Origin of the sequence: Maritimibacter fusiformis, from assembly GCF_008086115.1 — a bacterium.
Classification (GTDB): Bacteria; Pseudomonadota; Alphaproteobacteria; order Rhodobacterales; family Rhodobacteraceae; genus Muriiphilus; species Muriiphilus fusiformis.
This window is the reverse complement of sequence record NZ_VSIY01000003.1, coordinates 95716-109752: the sequence shown is the minus strand read 5'-3', so window position 1 is coordinate 109752 and position 14037 is coordinate 95716. Positions and strand designations below refer to the sequence as shown.

At 68.0% G+C, this 14037-nt stretch carries 14 protein-coding genes; 3 read left to right on the top strand and 11 right to left on the bottom strand.

Features of this window, described 5'->3' with window-relative positions; genetic code table 11:
- Nucleotides 1–70: 70 nt before the first annotated feature.
- The 5 genes from FVF75_RS01245 to FVF75_RS01225 form a co-directional block, all read right to left on the bottom strand.
- Nucleotides 71–631, bottom strand: coding sequence for a CvpA family protein (locus FVF75_RS01245; protein WP_148375934.1), 561 nt, complete (start codon nucleotides 629–631; stop codon nucleotides 71–73).
- Nucleotides 632–654: 23 nt separating this feature from the next.
- Nucleotides 655–2019, bottom strand: coding sequence for a DNA repair protein RadA (radA, locus tag FVF75_RS01240; protein ID WP_148375933.1), 1365 nt, complete (start codon nucleotides 2017–2019; stop codon nucleotides 655–657).
- 256 nt (nucleotides 2020–2275) lie between these two features.
- Nucleotides 2276–2716, bottom strand: a complete 441-nt coding sequence (locus FVF75_RS01235; protein WP_148375932.1) for a paraquat-inducible protein A — start codon at nucleotides 2714–2716, stop codon at nucleotides 2276–2278.
- A gap of 51 nt (nucleotides 2717–2767) precedes the next feature.
- Nucleotides 2768–3817 carry an alanine racemase gene (alr, locus tag FVF75_RS01230; RefSeq protein ID WP_148375931.1) on the bottom strand — a complete coding sequence of 350 codons (1050 nt, stop codon included), beginning with the start codon at nucleotides 3815–3817 and terminating at the stop codon, nucleotides 2768–2770.
- 50 nt (nucleotides 3818–3867) lie between these two features.
- Complete coding sequence (locus tag FVF75_RS01225) at nucleotides 3868–5109, bottom strand: bifunctional alpha/beta hydrolase/OsmC family protein (RefSeq protein WP_148375930.1); 1242 nt, start codon at nucleotides 5107–5109, stop codon at nucleotides 3868–3870.
- Between the two features lie 81 nt (nucleotides 5110–5190).
- On the opposite strand from FVF75_RS01225, the gene FVF75_RS01220 reads away from it, so the two are divergent.
- Together FVF75_RS01220 and FVF75_RS01215 are read left to right on the top strand one after the other, a co-directional pair.
- Nucleotides 5191–6009: a heme-dependent oxidative N-demethylase family protein gene (locus tag FVF75_RS01220; RefSeq protein WP_148375929.1), complete on the top strand. Its 819-nt coding sequence runs from the start codon at nucleotides 5191–5193 to the stop codon at nucleotides 6007–6009.
- A gap of 35 nt (nucleotides 6010–6044) precedes the next feature.
- Nucleotides 6045–6929: a YiiX/YebB-like N1pC/P60 family cysteine hydrolase gene (locus FVF75_RS01215; RefSeq protein WP_148375928.1), complete on the top strand. Its 885-nt coding sequence runs from the start codon at nucleotides 6045–6047 to the stop codon at nucleotides 6927–6929.
- Nucleotides 6930–7006: 77 nt separating this feature from the next.
- Here FVF75_RS01215 and glnA read toward each other — a convergent pair whose 3' ends face one another.
- Both glnA and FVF75_RS01205 read right to left on the bottom strand, forming a co-directional pair.
- On the bottom strand, nucleotides 7007–8413 hold the full coding sequence (glnA, locus tag FVF75_RS01210) for a type I glutamate--ammonia ligase (RefSeq protein WP_148375927.1): 1407 nt from the start codon (nucleotides 8411–8413) through the stop codon (nucleotides 7007–7009).
- Nucleotides 8414–8451: 38 nt separating this feature from the next.
- Nucleotides 8452–8790 (bottom strand): P-II family nitrogen regulator, encoded by a 339-nt coding sequence (locus tag FVF75_RS01205; protein ID WP_148375926.1) that lies wholly within the window; start codon nucleotides 8788–8790, stop codon nucleotides 8452–8454.
- Between the two features lie 173 nt (nucleotides 8791–8963).
- Here FVF75_RS01205 and FVF75_RS01200 point away from each other — a divergent pair, with 173 nt between their 5' ends.
- Nucleotides 8964–10487: an NAD(P)H-hydrate dehydratase gene (locus FVF75_RS01200; protein WP_148375925.1), complete on the top strand. Its 1524-nt coding sequence runs from the start codon at nucleotides 8964–8966 to the stop codon at nucleotides 10485–10487.
- 112 nt (nucleotides 10488–10599) lie between these two features.
- Here FVF75_RS01200 and FVF75_RS01195 read toward each other — a convergent pair whose 3' ends face one another.
- The 4 genes from FVF75_RS01195 to FVF75_RS01180 all read right to left on the bottom strand — a co-directional run bounded on the left by FVF75_RS01195 (nucleotide 10600) and on the right by FVF75_RS01180 (nucleotide 13986).
- Nucleotides 10600–10803 (bottom strand): YgaP family membrane protein, encoded by a 204-nt coding sequence (locus tag FVF75_RS01195; protein ID WP_148375924.1) that lies wholly within the window; start codon nucleotides 10801–10803, stop codon nucleotides 10600–10602.
- Nucleotides 10804–10900: 97 nt separating this feature from the next.
- Nucleotides 10901–11773 carry a 3-hydroxyisobutyrate dehydrogenase gene (mmsB, locus tag FVF75_RS01190; protein ID WP_148375923.1) on the bottom strand — a complete coding sequence of 291 codons (873 nt, stop codon included), beginning with the start codon at nucleotides 11771–11773 and terminating at the stop codon, nucleotides 10901–10903.
- Nucleotides 11770–12828 (bottom strand): enoyl-CoA hydratase/isomerase family protein, encoded by a 1059-nt coding sequence (locus FVF75_RS01185; protein ID WP_148375922.1) that lies wholly within the window; start codon nucleotides 12826–12828, stop codon nucleotides 11770–11772. The genes mmsB and FVF75_RS01185 overlap by 4 nt, the downstream gene beginning before the upstream one ends.
- A gap of 12 nt (nucleotides 12829–12840) precedes the next feature.
- Nucleotides 12841–13986 (bottom strand): acyl-CoA dehydrogenase family protein, encoded by a 1146-nt coding sequence (locus FVF75_RS01180; protein WP_148375921.1) that lies wholly within the window; start codon nucleotides 13984–13986, stop codon nucleotides 12841–12843.
- Nucleotides 13987–14037 lie beyond the last annotated feature (51 nt).

The window sequence follows — 14037 nt, the reverse complement described above, 5'->3', positions numbered from 1 at the left end:
TCTCATAGTGCCTTGCCCGGGCCGTGTCACGGGTGCAGGCGGTCTTTGTGATCGGATGTAGGGCGCGGCCTCAGTTGCCGGCGTTGCAGGTGTCGACAAGCGCCTCGAAACGCTCGACGATCCAGCCCGGCGCCTCGTCGGGGATGCGCTCGTTTATCTTCTGTTCGCTGCGGGCGAAGATCTTGGCGGTGCGCGAGTTGTCGACCATCGGGATCGCCTCGGTGGCGACCAGCCGGTCATAGACCACCAGCGCGACCGCGACGATCAGAAGCCCGCGCAGCACGCCGAAGACGAAGCCGAGCGCCTGGTCGACCCCGCCCAGCGCCGAGCGCTGGATCGCCGAGGAAAACAGCGGCGTGAAGATCGACACCACCACCAGCGCCAGCGCCAGCACGCCGGCGAAGGCGGTGATCACCGACAATTCGCAGCTGTCGGCGATGAAATCGCTGAGGACGGGGATTTCCTTGACCAGCGGCACGGCGCGCGGCGCAAAGACATAGGCGACCACGGCGGCAAAGACCCAGCCCGCGATCGACATGCCCTCGCGCACGAAGCCGCGCGAATAGGCCAGGATGGCCGACACCAGGATGATCGCTGCGACGATTCCGTCGACAATCGTGAAACCGTCCATGCGTGTCGTCCTCGTTTGCTGCCTCAGCCGGCGCCGAAAATCTCGCCGACGAAACTGGCCAGATCGGGCATCGTCGTGGGCGTCATGCCCTGAACCTGCCCGAATTTCGAGCCGGCCGGGGCGATGGCCGTTGTGAAACCAAGTTTTTGCGCTTCTTTCAACCTGTTTTCGGTCTGGCCCACCGGGCGCAGGGCGCCAGACAGGGATATTTCGCCGAAAACCACGGTTTCGCGCGGGATCGCGCTGTCCTCGCGCGCCGACAGAAGGGCCGCGGCGACGGCAAGGTCGGCGGCGGGTTCCGAGATCTTCATGCCGCCGGCCACGTTGAGATAGACATCAAGCCCGGTGAACGGGATGCCGACGCGGGCTTCGAGCACGGCAAGGATCATCGCCAGCCTACCGGCATCCCAGCCCAGCACCGAGCGGCGCGGTTGGGCCAGCGGCGAGGGGGCGACGAGCGCCTGCAACTCGACCAGCACGGGGCGCGTGCCCTCGATCCCGGCAAAGACCACGCTGCCCGGCGCGGGCGCGTCGCGTTCGGATAGAAACAGCGCCGAGGGGTTGGCGACTTCGGCCAGCCCGCCGCCGGTCATCTCGAACACGCCGATCTCGTCGGCCGGGCCAAAGCGGTTCTTGACGGCACGCAGGATGCGGAACTGGTGCCCGCGCTCGCCCTCGAAATACAGCACCGTGTCCACCATGTGCTCGACCACCCGCGGCCCGGCGATCTGGCCGTCCTTGGTGACATGGCCGACCAGCACCACGGACACGCCGTGACGCTTGGCGAAACTGGTCAGCTCATGCGCCGCGGCGCGCACCTGGCTGACCGAACCTGGCGCGGCCTCGACATTGTCGGCCCACATGGTCTGGATCGAATCGATCACCACGAGGTCGGGCCTCTCGGCCTCGAGCGTGGTCAGGATATCGCGCAGGTTGGTCTCGGCGGCCAGTTTCACCGGTGCGTCGGCAAGGCCTAGGCGCTGGGCGCGCATGCGCACTTGGGCTGCGGCCTCTTCGCCGGAAACATAGAGGCATTTCAGGCCGTTGCGGGCGAAACTTGCGGTGGCCTGCAAAAGCAGCGTGGATTTGCCGATGCCCGGGTCGCCCCCGACCAGGAGCGCCGAGGCGGGCACCAGCCCGCCGCCCAGCACCCGGTCGAATTCGGCCACGCCCGACAGGGTCCGCGGCGGCGGGGCCTCTTCGGTGGCCAGATCCGACAGCACGATGGTCCGCCCGCGCCGGGCGCCCAGCGACTTGGCGACGGGGCCAGCCGACAGGGGCTTTTCCTCGACGATGGAATTCCACTCGCCGCAGGCTTCGCAGCGGCCCGACCACTTGGTGTAGGCGGCGCCGCAGGCCTGGCAGGTGAAGCTGGGGGATTTCGCCATCAGGTCGCCCCCGAACCGGCGTGCCCCGGGCGCGAACTGGGTCCGCCCGGCAGGAGGGTGACACCCACGGGCAAGCCGGGGGTATGAACACCACTGAATGAGGCGTGCGCCCCTTTGCGGTGCGTGGTGGTGTTGGACGCCCGAGGCGAAGGGCAGCGCCCGGCCCGGCGGGGAGGGTGCGAAGCGCCCGCCCCGTGGGGGGCGGGTCGGGCGCTGCCCGGCGTGCCGCCGGGCGCAATCAAGTGGGTCACGCCCCTCATGCCCGCCGTCTCCCGGTCAGAAAGCTGACCAGGATCGAGGCGACGACGCAGAAGGTGAACAGGTAAAGCCCCCAGCCGGTCTCGATCCGCGCCATGCCGACGCCTTTCAGCACGACGATGTAGAGCGCGATCAGGAAGATGTCGGCCATCGCCAGTTTCCCGAGGAAATTGAGCGCCGGAAGCATCCGCCGGCGCATCTGGCCGAACTGGATCAGCGCCACGCCCACCACCTTGAGGATCGGCGCGAAGATCGCGAAGAAGGTCACCAGAAGCGCCAGGAACACGTCCGTCTCCCACAATGCCTGAAGGCCCGAGACCACGCTGATTTCCTCCAGCCCGAACAGGGGCAGGTTGACCCCGGCACGCAGCAGCGGCGCGAACCAGGCGACCGGAAACAGGATCAGGAGCGAGAGGTTGAGGTAACGCAGCGCGGCCATGCCCTCGCTTACCCCAAGGCTGGCGCGAATTCGAGCCTCATCTGCCAAGGCTCACGACCGTCCCCGGCTGTAATGCCGGGCATAGCGGTGGCCAAGTTGCGTCAGCACCTCGTAGCCGATGGTGCCGGCCATGTCGGCCACGTCGTCCACGCCCTGATGCGGGCCGAGCATGGTGAGGTGGTCGGGCGCGGCCTCGAGGTGGGTCACGTCGACGCCGATCAGGTCCATCGACACCCGGCCCACGATCGGGCAGGGGGTGTCGCCGGAAAACAGAACCCCGTGGTTGGAAAGGTGCCGCGACAGCCCGTCGGCATAGCCCGCCGCGACGGTCGCGACCTTCATCGGCAGATCGGCGACGAAGGTGTTGCCGTAGCCGACGCTTTCGCCGGGGGTGAGGGCGCGGGTCTGGATCACCGGCAAATCCAGCGTCACAACCGGCTGGGCCGCCTCGAACGGCTGGCCACCGTAGAGGCCGACGCCGGGGCGGGTTAGGTCGAAATGGTAATGCGGGCCAAGCAGGATGCCGCCAGTCGCGGCCAGTGAGCGCGGCACGTCGAGGCCTTCGGTCATGTCGTGGAAGGCGGCAAGCTGGCGGGCGTTCATCTCGTGCCCCGGCTCATCGGCGCAGGCCAGGTGGCTCATGATGAGGCGCGGGCCTTCCGCCAGCACCAGGTCGCGCAGCGCCAGCCATTCGGCGGGCTCCATGCCCAGCCGGTTCATGCCGCTGTCAAGCTGGATGCCGAAGGGATGGCCGGGCAGGGCCTCGATGTGGCGGGTGACCTGGTCGACGGAGTTCAGCATCGGCACCAGGCCCAGATCGTGGATCAGGCCGGTGTCGCCCGGCATGTGGCCGGAAAAGACCGAGATTTCCGGCCCCGGCCCCAACGCCTCGCGCAGCGCGATGCCCTCCTCGGCCACGGCCACGAAAAACCGCCGCGCGCCCGCCGCCGCCAGCGCGCGCCCGGCGCGGGCAACGCCCAGCCCGTAGGCGTCGGCCTTGACCACGGCGGCGGTCTGCACGTCCGGGTCGCTCATCGCGTCCAGCGCGCGCCAGTTCGCGGCCAGCGCATCGAGGTCTATGGTCAGTCGTCCGGTGCTCATGGCCCGAGGGTTTCCGGCAGTCGCGCGCCAAGGTCAAGCGTGAAAGGGGGTCAGGCCTCGTCGGCCAGTTCGGTCTCGATGCGGTTTTTCTTGTGAAGGGTCTTGTGGACCGGGCAGCGGTCGGCAATCTCCAGAAGCCGCGCGCGCTGTTCGTCGTCGAGGTCGCCGCGCAGATAGACGATGCGGTTGAACTGATCGACCTTCTGGCCCTTGCCGCCATCCTCCTGCGCCGCGTCCTCGGCGGCATCCTCGGCATGGACCTTGGCATGGGTCACGTCGACGCGCACATGATCCAGCGGCCAGCCCTTGCGCCGGGCATACATGCGGATGGTCATCGAGGTGCAGGCGCCCAGCCCGGCGGACAGAAAGCCATAGGGCGACAAGCCCCGGTTGGTGCCGCCGAATTCCTCCGGTTCATCGGCCAGCAGGTGATGGAAGGGACCGTTGGTGATGTCCTGCATGAAGCCGTCGGGGTCGGCCTCGGTCACGCGGATCACGCCTTCGGGCGCGTCCGAGGGCGGCTCCGGCGCCTTCAACTCGAGATAGCGCGCGGCCCAGGCCGCGATCACGTCGGCAGCGTATTCGGCATCCTCGGCCCGGCTGATCAGGTGGTCGGCATCGTCCAGCGTGACAAAGCTCTTCGGGTGCATCGCGGCCTGAAAGATCGCCTGGGCGTTGTCGATCCCGACCACCTGGTCGAGCGGCGCGTGCATCACCAGCAGCGCCGCGTTCAGCTTGCGGATCGCGGGGCCGAGTTTCTCGGCCTGGATGTCCTCGAGGAAATCGCGCCCGATCATGAAATTGCGCCCGCCAAGGTCGACCTCGGCGACCCCGTCGGCCACGATCTCTTCGAGTTTGCCGGTGAAGTTGTGGGTGACGTGATCGGGCGCATAGGGCGCGCCCAGCGTCACCACGGCCTTGACGTGGTCAAGCTGCGCGCCGGCCTTCAGAACCGCCGCCCCGCCCAGCGAATGGCCGATCAGCAGCGAGGGTTCCATGTCCATCTCGGCCAGCCGCGCGGCGGCGGCGATCAGGTCGTCGACATTGGAGGTGAACGTGGTGTCGGCAAAGTCGCCGCCGCTCTGCCCAAGCCCGGTGAAGTCGAAGCGCAGCACCGCGATCCCGGCGGCGGCCAGCCGTGCCGCGATGCGCCGGGCCGGCAGGATGTCCTTGGAGCAGGTGAAGCAGTGGGCGAACAGCGCCGTGGCCAGGTGCGGCCCGTCGGGGCGGTCGAGCCGGGCGGACAGGTCCGAGCCGTCGTGGCCGGGGAAGGTGATGCGTTCGGTTTTCATGTCGTCTCCTTGGGTCTGGGATCAAGGTGGCGCGGCGCGGGCGGGGTTGCAAGAGGCGCGGCGGACGGGAAAACTCGGACCATGCGCGAGATTTGCCAGAACACCCTGCCGCTGCGCCCCTGGGCCGAGGCCCATACCGCCCGCCTGCCCGGACTGAGCCCGGTCGCGCCGGGGGACTGGCTGATCGCGGACGAGACCTACGGCGCGCAGATGGGCTACCGCGAGGCCTTGGTGCGCGAGCGGCGCGGCGACGTGGTGCGCATGGCCCCCGAGGCGCGACCGGCGGCGGGGGAGCTGTTGCAGGCGGTGCTGGCGCAGACAGACCTGATGGACGGGTTCACGCGGGTGGGCGAGGCCGTGAACTGCCCCGACGGGCGCGTGGTCATGCTGGACCGGGACGATCCGCTGGGCACCTGCGGGCGCCTGGTGCAGGAGGATTTCGCGCTGATGCAGGTGCGCGATCCCGATCGCGGCGGCGAGCATGTGCTGACCGGCGCGGTGCTGTGTTTCCCGGCAAGCTGGACGCTCGCCGAGAAATTCCTGCGCCCGCTGACCGCGATTCACGGGCCGGTCGCCGCCTATGACGCCAACATCGCGCGCCGGGTGCAGCGGCTGTTCGACGCGATCCGGCCCGGTGCGCCGATCTGGCGGGCCAATGCGCTGATCTACGACGATCCCGACCTGCACCAGCCCCGGCCCGAAGGCGCGCCCCGGCAGGTGGCGGCAGGCGGGCCGCGCTGGCTGCGGATCGAGCGGCAAACGCTGGCGCGCCTGCCCGGGGCGGGGGCGGTCGCGTTCTCGATCCATACCTACGTGCTGCCTTTGGCCGCACTCGCCCCCGCGGACAGAAACGCGGCCATTCAACATGCGGCATTGTCGGGGGGTGCCCCTGCGGGGTAGACTTGCACCCGAGACAGACGCGGTGGGGAGAGTGGATGACGATGAGGCCGGGACGAGTTTTCCGATGGGCGGCGGGCATCGCAGGTGTTGTCCTGATGCTTGCCGGTTGCGGCGAGAAATACGTGCCGCTGACCGAGGCCCAGATGGCGCGGATCGACACGCGGCAGGCGCTGCTTGACTGTTGCGCCTCGCAAGCCGGGTCGTTCCCGCCGGAACTGGTGTTGTCGGTCGAGCGCAATTCGTTCTGGGTCGCCCCGGCGGGGCGCGCCCTCAAGGTCCGGCCCTCCTGGCTTGAGGACGACATCGAGTTGCACCACGCGGTGCTGGCACGCGCCCGACCGCTCGATGTGCTCTTGATCGCCAATGCCTCGCGCGCCTCTGGCGTGGTCGGCGGCGGCACCTTCGGCCACCTCGCGATCTATATCGGCACCGAGGCCGAACTGCGCGCGATGGGCCTGTGGTCGCACCCGCTGATCGTGCCGTTCCAGGACGACATTCGTGCCGGAAAGGTGGTGATCGAGGCACTGGACAAGGATGTGCACCTGTCCGGTTCGCCGGAGTTGTTCGAGACCGATCATATCGCGCTGTTGCGCCCGACCTCGATTTCGGCGTCGCGGCGGCGCGAGGCGATCGTGGCGCTGTTCGGGGACATGGGCGCGCGGTTCGATTTCCATTTCGACGTGCGCGACGACAGCGCGATCTTTTGCACCGAACTGCTGGAACGGGCGCTGCCGGAACTTGGCCTGCCGGCGCGCGCGATGTATGGCCGCGAGGTGATCCTGCCCGACGAGATCGCGGCGCAGACCCTGGCCGGGGTGCTGCCGTTCGAGTTGCGCCTGTTCATTCGCGGCTATCCCCAGGGCTGGCGGGTGCAGGGCGCGCGCGAAATGACCGCGCTGGTGCTTGGAACCAATATGTGAACTTCGCCGCACAAGGCATTGCCCTGAAATGAAAAAGGCGCCCCATAGGGCGCCTTTCCAATCCGTGTCCCGCCGCCCTAGCAGCTGTAGTAAAGCTGGTATTCCACCGGGTGCGGGGTTTGCTCGTAGAAATAGACCTCTTGCCACTTCAGGTCGAGATAGCCCTTGATCTGGTCCTTGGTGAAGACATCGCCCGCCAGCAGGAAATCGTGATCCGTCGTCAGCGCATCGAGCGCCTCGCGCAGGCTGCCGCAGACCGTGTCGATGCCCTCGAGCTCTTCCGGCGGCAGGTCGTAGAGGTTCTTGTCCTGCGACGGGCCGGGGTCGATCTTGTTCTTGATCCCGTCCAGCCCGGCCATCAGCAGCGCCGCGAAGGCGAGGTAGGGGTTGGCGGCGGGGTCGGGGAAACGGGCCTCGACACGCTTGGCCTTGGGGCTTTCGGCCCACGGGATACGGATGCAGCCGGAGCGGTTGCGGGCCGAATAGGCGCGCAGCACCGGCGCCTCGAAGCCGGGGACCAGCCGCTTGTAGCTGTTGGTCGCGGGGTTGGTGAAGGCGTTGAGCGTCTTGGCGTGTTTGAGGATGCCGCCGATGAACCACAGCGCCTCCTGGCTGAGATCGGCGTATTTGTCGCCCGCGAACAAGGGCTTGCCGTCCTTCCAGATCGACATGTTCACGTGCATGCCGGAACCGTTGTCACCGGCGATGGGCTTGGGCATGAAGGTTGCCGTCTTGCCATAGGCCTGGGCGACGTTATGGATGACGTATTTGTATTTCTGCATCTCGTCGGCCTGGGTGGTCAACTCGCCGAAGATCAGGCCAAGCTCGTGCTGGGTCGAGGCGACCTCGTGGTGGTGCTTGTCGACCTTCATGCCAAGCTGCTTCATCGTCGACAGCATTTCCGAGCGGATGTCCTGGGCGTCGTCGATCGGGTTCACGGGGAAATAGCCGCCCTTGACGCCGGGCCGGTGGCCGGTGTTGCCCATCTCGTATTCGGTGTCCGAGTTCCACGCCGCATCGACGGCGTCGACCTCGAAGGACACCTTGTTCATGCTGGTCGAAATCCGCACGTCGTCGAACAGGAAGAACTCGGCCTCGGGGCCGAAGAACGCCGTGTCGCCGATGCCCGAGGACTTGAGATAGGCCTCGGCCTTCTGCGCCGTGCCGCGCGGGTCGCGCTCATAGGGCTCGCCGGTGTCGGGCTCGACCACGGTGCAGTGGATGCACAACGTCTTTTCGGCATAGAACGGGTCGATATAGGCGGCGGTGGCGTCGGGCATCAGCTTCATGTCGGAGGCCTCGATCGACTTCCAGCCGGCGATCGACGAGCCGTCGAACATGAAGCCTTCCTCGAGGAAGTCTTCGTCGACCAGGTCGACATCGACGGTGACGTGTTGCAGTTTCCCGCGCACATCGGTGAAGCGGATGTCGACATAGGCGACGCCTTCGTCCTGGATCAGCGCGAGCAGGTCGGCGTTGTTCATTGCTGGGTGTCCTTTTCGGTGTTCTGGATGGTGTGGGATCAGACGGCGTCTTCGCCGGTCTCGCCGGTGCGGATGCGCACCACCTGTTCGACCGGTGAGACGAAGATCTTGCCGTCGCCGATCTTGTCGGTGCGCGCGGCGTTGATGATGGCGTCGATGGCGGTGTCGACCATGTCCTCATTGAGAACCACCTCGATTTTGACCTTGGGCAGGAAATCGACGACATATTCGGCACCGCGATACAGTTCGGTGTGACCTTTCTGGCGGCCGAAACCCTTGACCTCGATCACCGAAAGCCCCTGGACGCCGATGTCCTGAAGCGCTTCCTTGACCTCGTCGAGCTTGAACGGCTTGATGATCGCTTCGATCTTTTTCATGTGGTGCTCCGCGGGTGGAAATCCTGTTGCGGCCCAGTGACCACTTTCGCGGGGCGGCCACAATTCGTTAGGGTCTGTCAGGTGTGGGTGGGGCAGTGAATCCGGCTCATCTGCACGAAAAACAGGCAGACTGCCCGGTTGGCGGGCAATGAATGAAGCGGCGGGGCGCAAAGATGGACCAACTTCTGACCTCGGCACAGATACGCGCCACCGAGACGGCGGCGATGGCGGCGGGCGATGTCACCGGGCTGGACCTGATGGAGCGGGCCGGGGCCGGGGTGGTCGACGCGGTCTTTTCCACCTGGCCCGGGCTGAAGGCCGGGGGCGAGGCCTGGGTGCTGGCGGGGCCGGGCAACAACGGTGGCGACGGCTACGTCATCGCGCGGCTTCTTGACGGGCGGGGCTGGCGGGTGACGGTGTTCGCGCTGGGCGACCCCGCGCGCCTGCCGCCCGATGCCAGTGCCAACCATGCGCGGTGGGCGGAACTGGGCGAGACCCGGACGCTGGCCGCTCTGCCCGAGGCCACGGGGCAACCGGCGCTGATCGTCGACGCGCTGTTCGGCACCGGGCTGACCCGCGACCTGCCCGACGAGGTGCGCCGTGCGCTTGCGGGCGTGGCCGAAGTGGCGCGCGACGGTGCCACGCGGGTGGTTGCGGTCGACATTCCCTCGGGGCTGTGCGCCGACAGCGGGCGGCGGCGGGGCTGCGATCTGCCTGCCGATCTGACCGTCACCTTTCACAGCGCCAAGCCCGGGCATTTCCTGGCCGATGGGCCCGAGATTTGCGGCGCGCTGAGGGTGGTGGATATCGGGCTGCGTTCGGACCCCGGCCCGGAGGTGCTGCGCCTGACAAGCGCGCCGCCGCGCCGCGTCGTGCACAAATCCGGCGGACACAAATACAACCACGGCCATGTGCTGGTGCTGGCGGGCGGGCCGGGGCGGGGCGGGGCCGCGCGGCTGGCGGCGCGGGCCGCGCTGCGCGTCGGGGCCGGGCTGGTGACGCTGGGGCCGACGCCCGATGCGCTGGGCGAGAACGCTGCACGGCTTGACGCGGTGATGCTGGCGCCGGTGGCGGATGCGCCGGTGCTGGCGCGCATCCTGGACGACAGCCGGCTGAACGCGCTCTGCCTCGGCCCCGGTCTGGGGCATGAGCGGGCGCGCGATCTGGTGCCGGTGGTGCTGGCGGCGCGCCGGGCCACGCTGCTCGACGCCGATGCGCTCTCCGCTTACAGCGGCACGCCCTCGGCGCTTTTCGACCATTTGCACCCGGCCTGCGTGCTGACGCCGCATGACGGTGAATTCGCGTGGCTGTTTCCCGACCTCGCCGACCGCCTCGCCGCGCCGCCTGGCGACGGTGCTGCGTTCTCACGGCTCGATGCGGCCCGCGCGGCGGCACGTCGGGCGGGTTGCACCGTGCTGCTCAAGGGGCCGGACACGGTGATCGCCGCCCCGGACGGGCGCGCCGTGCTTAACGCGGCGAGCTATGAGCGTGCGGCGCCCTGGCTGGCCACGGCGGGGGCGGGCGACGTGCTGGCGGGGTTGATCGCGGGGCTTCTGGCACGCGGGCTGGCGCCGGTCAACGCCGCGGCATTGGCGGCTTGGCTGCATGTCGAGGCCGCGCGCGGTTTCGGCCCGGGCCTGATCGCCGAGGATCTGCCCGAGGCGCTGCCGGGTGTGTTGCGCGGCCTGAAAGACTAGGCGCGACGCGGCCAGTGCTTGTTCCTGAAATGCCGTTGGCGCTGCCCGGTCCGCGCCGCGGACCGGGTCATGAGGGCAGACGGCCCCCGGTGCTGTGCCTGTCAGGAGACCTTCAGGTCTTGGTCTTGCAGGTGTTGATCCCGAGCGCCGCGTAGATGCCGCACCAGCCGACCAGCCCGGTCACCAGCGGGATCAGGCCCAGCCAATAGGCCCAGCTCCAGGCCCCGTCGGGGTTGAGGAAATAGCCCAGGATAAGCGCCGCACCGATGATCACCCGAAGACCCCGGTCGATCGTGCCTTCATTGGTCTTGAACATGAGGGACTCCTTTCATGACAAATGCTTGTCATGTATCTTACGTAAGTGCGCCGGCTTTGGATTGAAGAGGGCGCGGCACTCTGTCCGGTGTCGGGCGCTAGCTGCGCCCGCGCTTTTCGAACCGGGGCAGCATGGCCGAGAAATCCCTGCCGGCGCCGTCCTCGTGCTCGACGAATGTCTCGTAGAGCTGCATCGCGGCCAGCCCCATCGGCGTGTCGGCGTCGGCGGCCTCGGCGGCCTGCTGGCTCAGGCGCAGATCCTTGAGCATCAGGTCGGCGGCGAACCCGGGCTTGTAGTCGTTGTCGGCCGGGCTTTTCGCCCCGATCCCGGGGGCGGGGGTATAGGCGTTCATGGTCCAGCTGTAGCCCGACGAGGTCGAGACCACGTCATACATCTTCTGCCGGTCGAGCCCCAGCTTGTCGGCCAGCGCGAAGGCCTCGCAGGTGGCGATCATGGTGACGCCCAGGATCATGTTGTTGCAGATCTTGGCGGCCTGGCCGTTGCCCGAGGGGCCGCAATGCACCGCCTTCTGGCCCATGATTTCAAAGAGCGGCGCGACCTTGGCAAAGGCCGCATCCGACCCACCCGCCATGAAGGTCAGTGTGCCCGCCGTGGCGCCGCCGACCCCGCCCGAGACCGGCGCGTCGACCGCGCCCAGCCCGGCAACTTCGGCGTCGGCGGCGACCGCGCGGGCGCTGTCGACATCGACGGTGGAGCAGTCGCAGAACACCGCGCCCGGAGCCATTGCCGGGATGATCTCGGCGGCCACCGCGCGCAGGATCCTGCCGTTGGGCAGCATGGTGATGACCACGTCGGCGCCGGTCGCGGCCTCGGCGGCACTGGCCGCCTTGGTCACGCCCTCGGGCATCGGGGCGGCAAGGTCGAAGCCCGTCACCGCGTGGCCCGCCGCCGCGAGGTTGGCGGCCATCGGCCCGCCCATGTTGCCAAGTCCGATGAATCCGATCTTCATGTGCTTTCTCCCATCTGGTGCGCCTCGAGGCTCAGCGCGGTATCCCCAAGCTCTGCCAGCATCCGGCCCACGTCGGCGTCGGTAACGTCTTCGAGGCGCGCATGCTGCCAGCGCGGATTGCGGTCCTTGTCGATGATCGCGGCCCGGATGCCCTCGACGAAATCGCCGAACTCGGCCGAGCGGTAGGTGAAGCGGTATTCCAGCCCAAGGGCCGCGCGGATCGTTCCGGCGGCGCGCGAGAGGCGGATCAGGTCGATGGCGCAGGCCACCGACAGGGGCGAATTGCGGCGGATCGCCTTGAGCGTGCCCTGGGCGAAGGTGCTGTCGTCCTCTTCGAGGGACGCGACGATCTCGGCCCGGCTGCCGGAAAACAGGTGGTCGATCTCGGCCTTCTGGCTGGCCAGCGTGCCCTCGGGCGGCGGCGCGGCCAGGTGTGTCACCGCGCCCGCGTCGCCGGTCTGCTCCAGCATCGCGATGAGGTCGAGCCAGTGTTCCTGCGCGATGTAGTGATCGGCAAAGCCCGCAAGAATCGCATCCCCCGGACCCATCCGCGCCGCCGTGGTGCCGAGGTATTCGCCCAGGCGCCCCGGCGCGCGGCCCAGAAGCAGCGAGCCGCCGACATCGGGCACGAGGCCGATGCCGACCTCGGGCATCGCCACCTGCGAGCTTTCGCAGACCACCCGGTGCGAGGCATGGCAGCCGACACCGACGCCGCCGCCCATGGTAAAGCCCTGCATCAAGGCGACCACCGGCTTCGGGTATTCCGCGAGTTTCGCGTTCATGCGGTATTCGTCGGCCCAGAAACGGCGGCCATAGGCGAAATCGCCCGCGCTGGCGGTGTCGTAAAGCTCCTGGATGTCACCGCCGGCGCAAAAGGCGCGCTCGCCCACGGCGTCGATCACGATCAGCGCGACCTCGGGGTCGCCGCGCCAGCCGTCCAGCGCGGCCTCGATCGCCAGGCACATCTCGTAGGTCAGCGCATTCAGCGCCTTGGGCCGGTCGAGCGTGATCCGGCCCGCGCGGCCCAGTTTGCGGATATGGATGTCGTCACTCATCGCGCGGCTCCATCAGCCCCGGTCCGCCAGCATCTGGCGCGACACGATCAGCCGCATGATCTCGTTGGTGCCTTCGAGAATCTGGTGAACCCGCAGGTCGCGCACGATCTTCTCGATGCCGTAGTCGGCCAGATAGCCGTAACCGCCGTGCAGTTGCAGGCACTGGTTGGCCACGTCGAAGGCGGCGTCGGTGACATACATCTTGGCCATGGCGCAGAACTTGGTCGCGTCGGGGGCCGCGTTGTCGAGCTTCCACGCCGCCTGGCGCAGGAAGGTGCGGGCCGATTGCAGTTTCACCTCCATCTCGGCCAGCCGGAACTGCAGCGCCTGGAACTGGTCGATGGTGCGCCCGAACGCCTTGCGCTCGCCCATGTAGGCCAGCGTGAGATCCAGCGCGTTTTGCGCCCCGCCCAACGCTGAGGCGGCGATGTTGAGCCGCCCGCCGTCCAGCCCGGCCATCGCATAGACAAAGCCGCGCCCTTCCTCGCCGATCAGGTTGTCCTGCGGCACGGTGCAATCGTCGAACTGCACCTGCGCGGTCGGCTGCGCGCGCCAGCCCATCTTGTCCTCGAACCCGCCAAAGCTGAGGCCGGGGGTGCCGTCCTCGATGATCATGGCAGAGATGCCTTTCGGCCCGTCGCCGCCGGTGCGCACCATCGACAGATAGACATCCGAATAGGCGCCGCCCGAGATGAACGCCTTGGTGCCGTTCAGCTTCCAGCCCTCGTTGGTCCGCTCGGCCCGGGTGCGCAGCGCGGCCGCATCCGATCCCGATCCGGGTTCGGTCAGGCAGTAGGAATACACTTTGGCCATCGAGGTCAGATCGGGCAACCAGCGCGCCTTGTCGTCATCGCTGCCGAACTTGTCGATCATGCCGCCGCACATGTTGTGGATCGACAGGAACGACCCGACCGCCGGGCAGGACATCGCCAGCGCCTCGAACACCAGAGTGGCGTCGAGCCGGGTCAGACCCGATCCGCCGTGCTCTTCTGAGACATAGATGCCGCCCAGCCCAAGCTCGGCCACCTTCGGCCACAGGTCTTTCGGAATGGTGCCCTGCCGCTCCCAGTCGCGCGCGAAGGGGGCGATGTGCTCCTGCCCGAAGGCATGGGCCATGTCGAAAATGGCCTGTTGTTCCTCGGAAAGTGCGAAATCCATGCCCAGCGTTCCTCCCGGCTGGTCCGCGCGGGGGTGCCGCGCCGACGATAC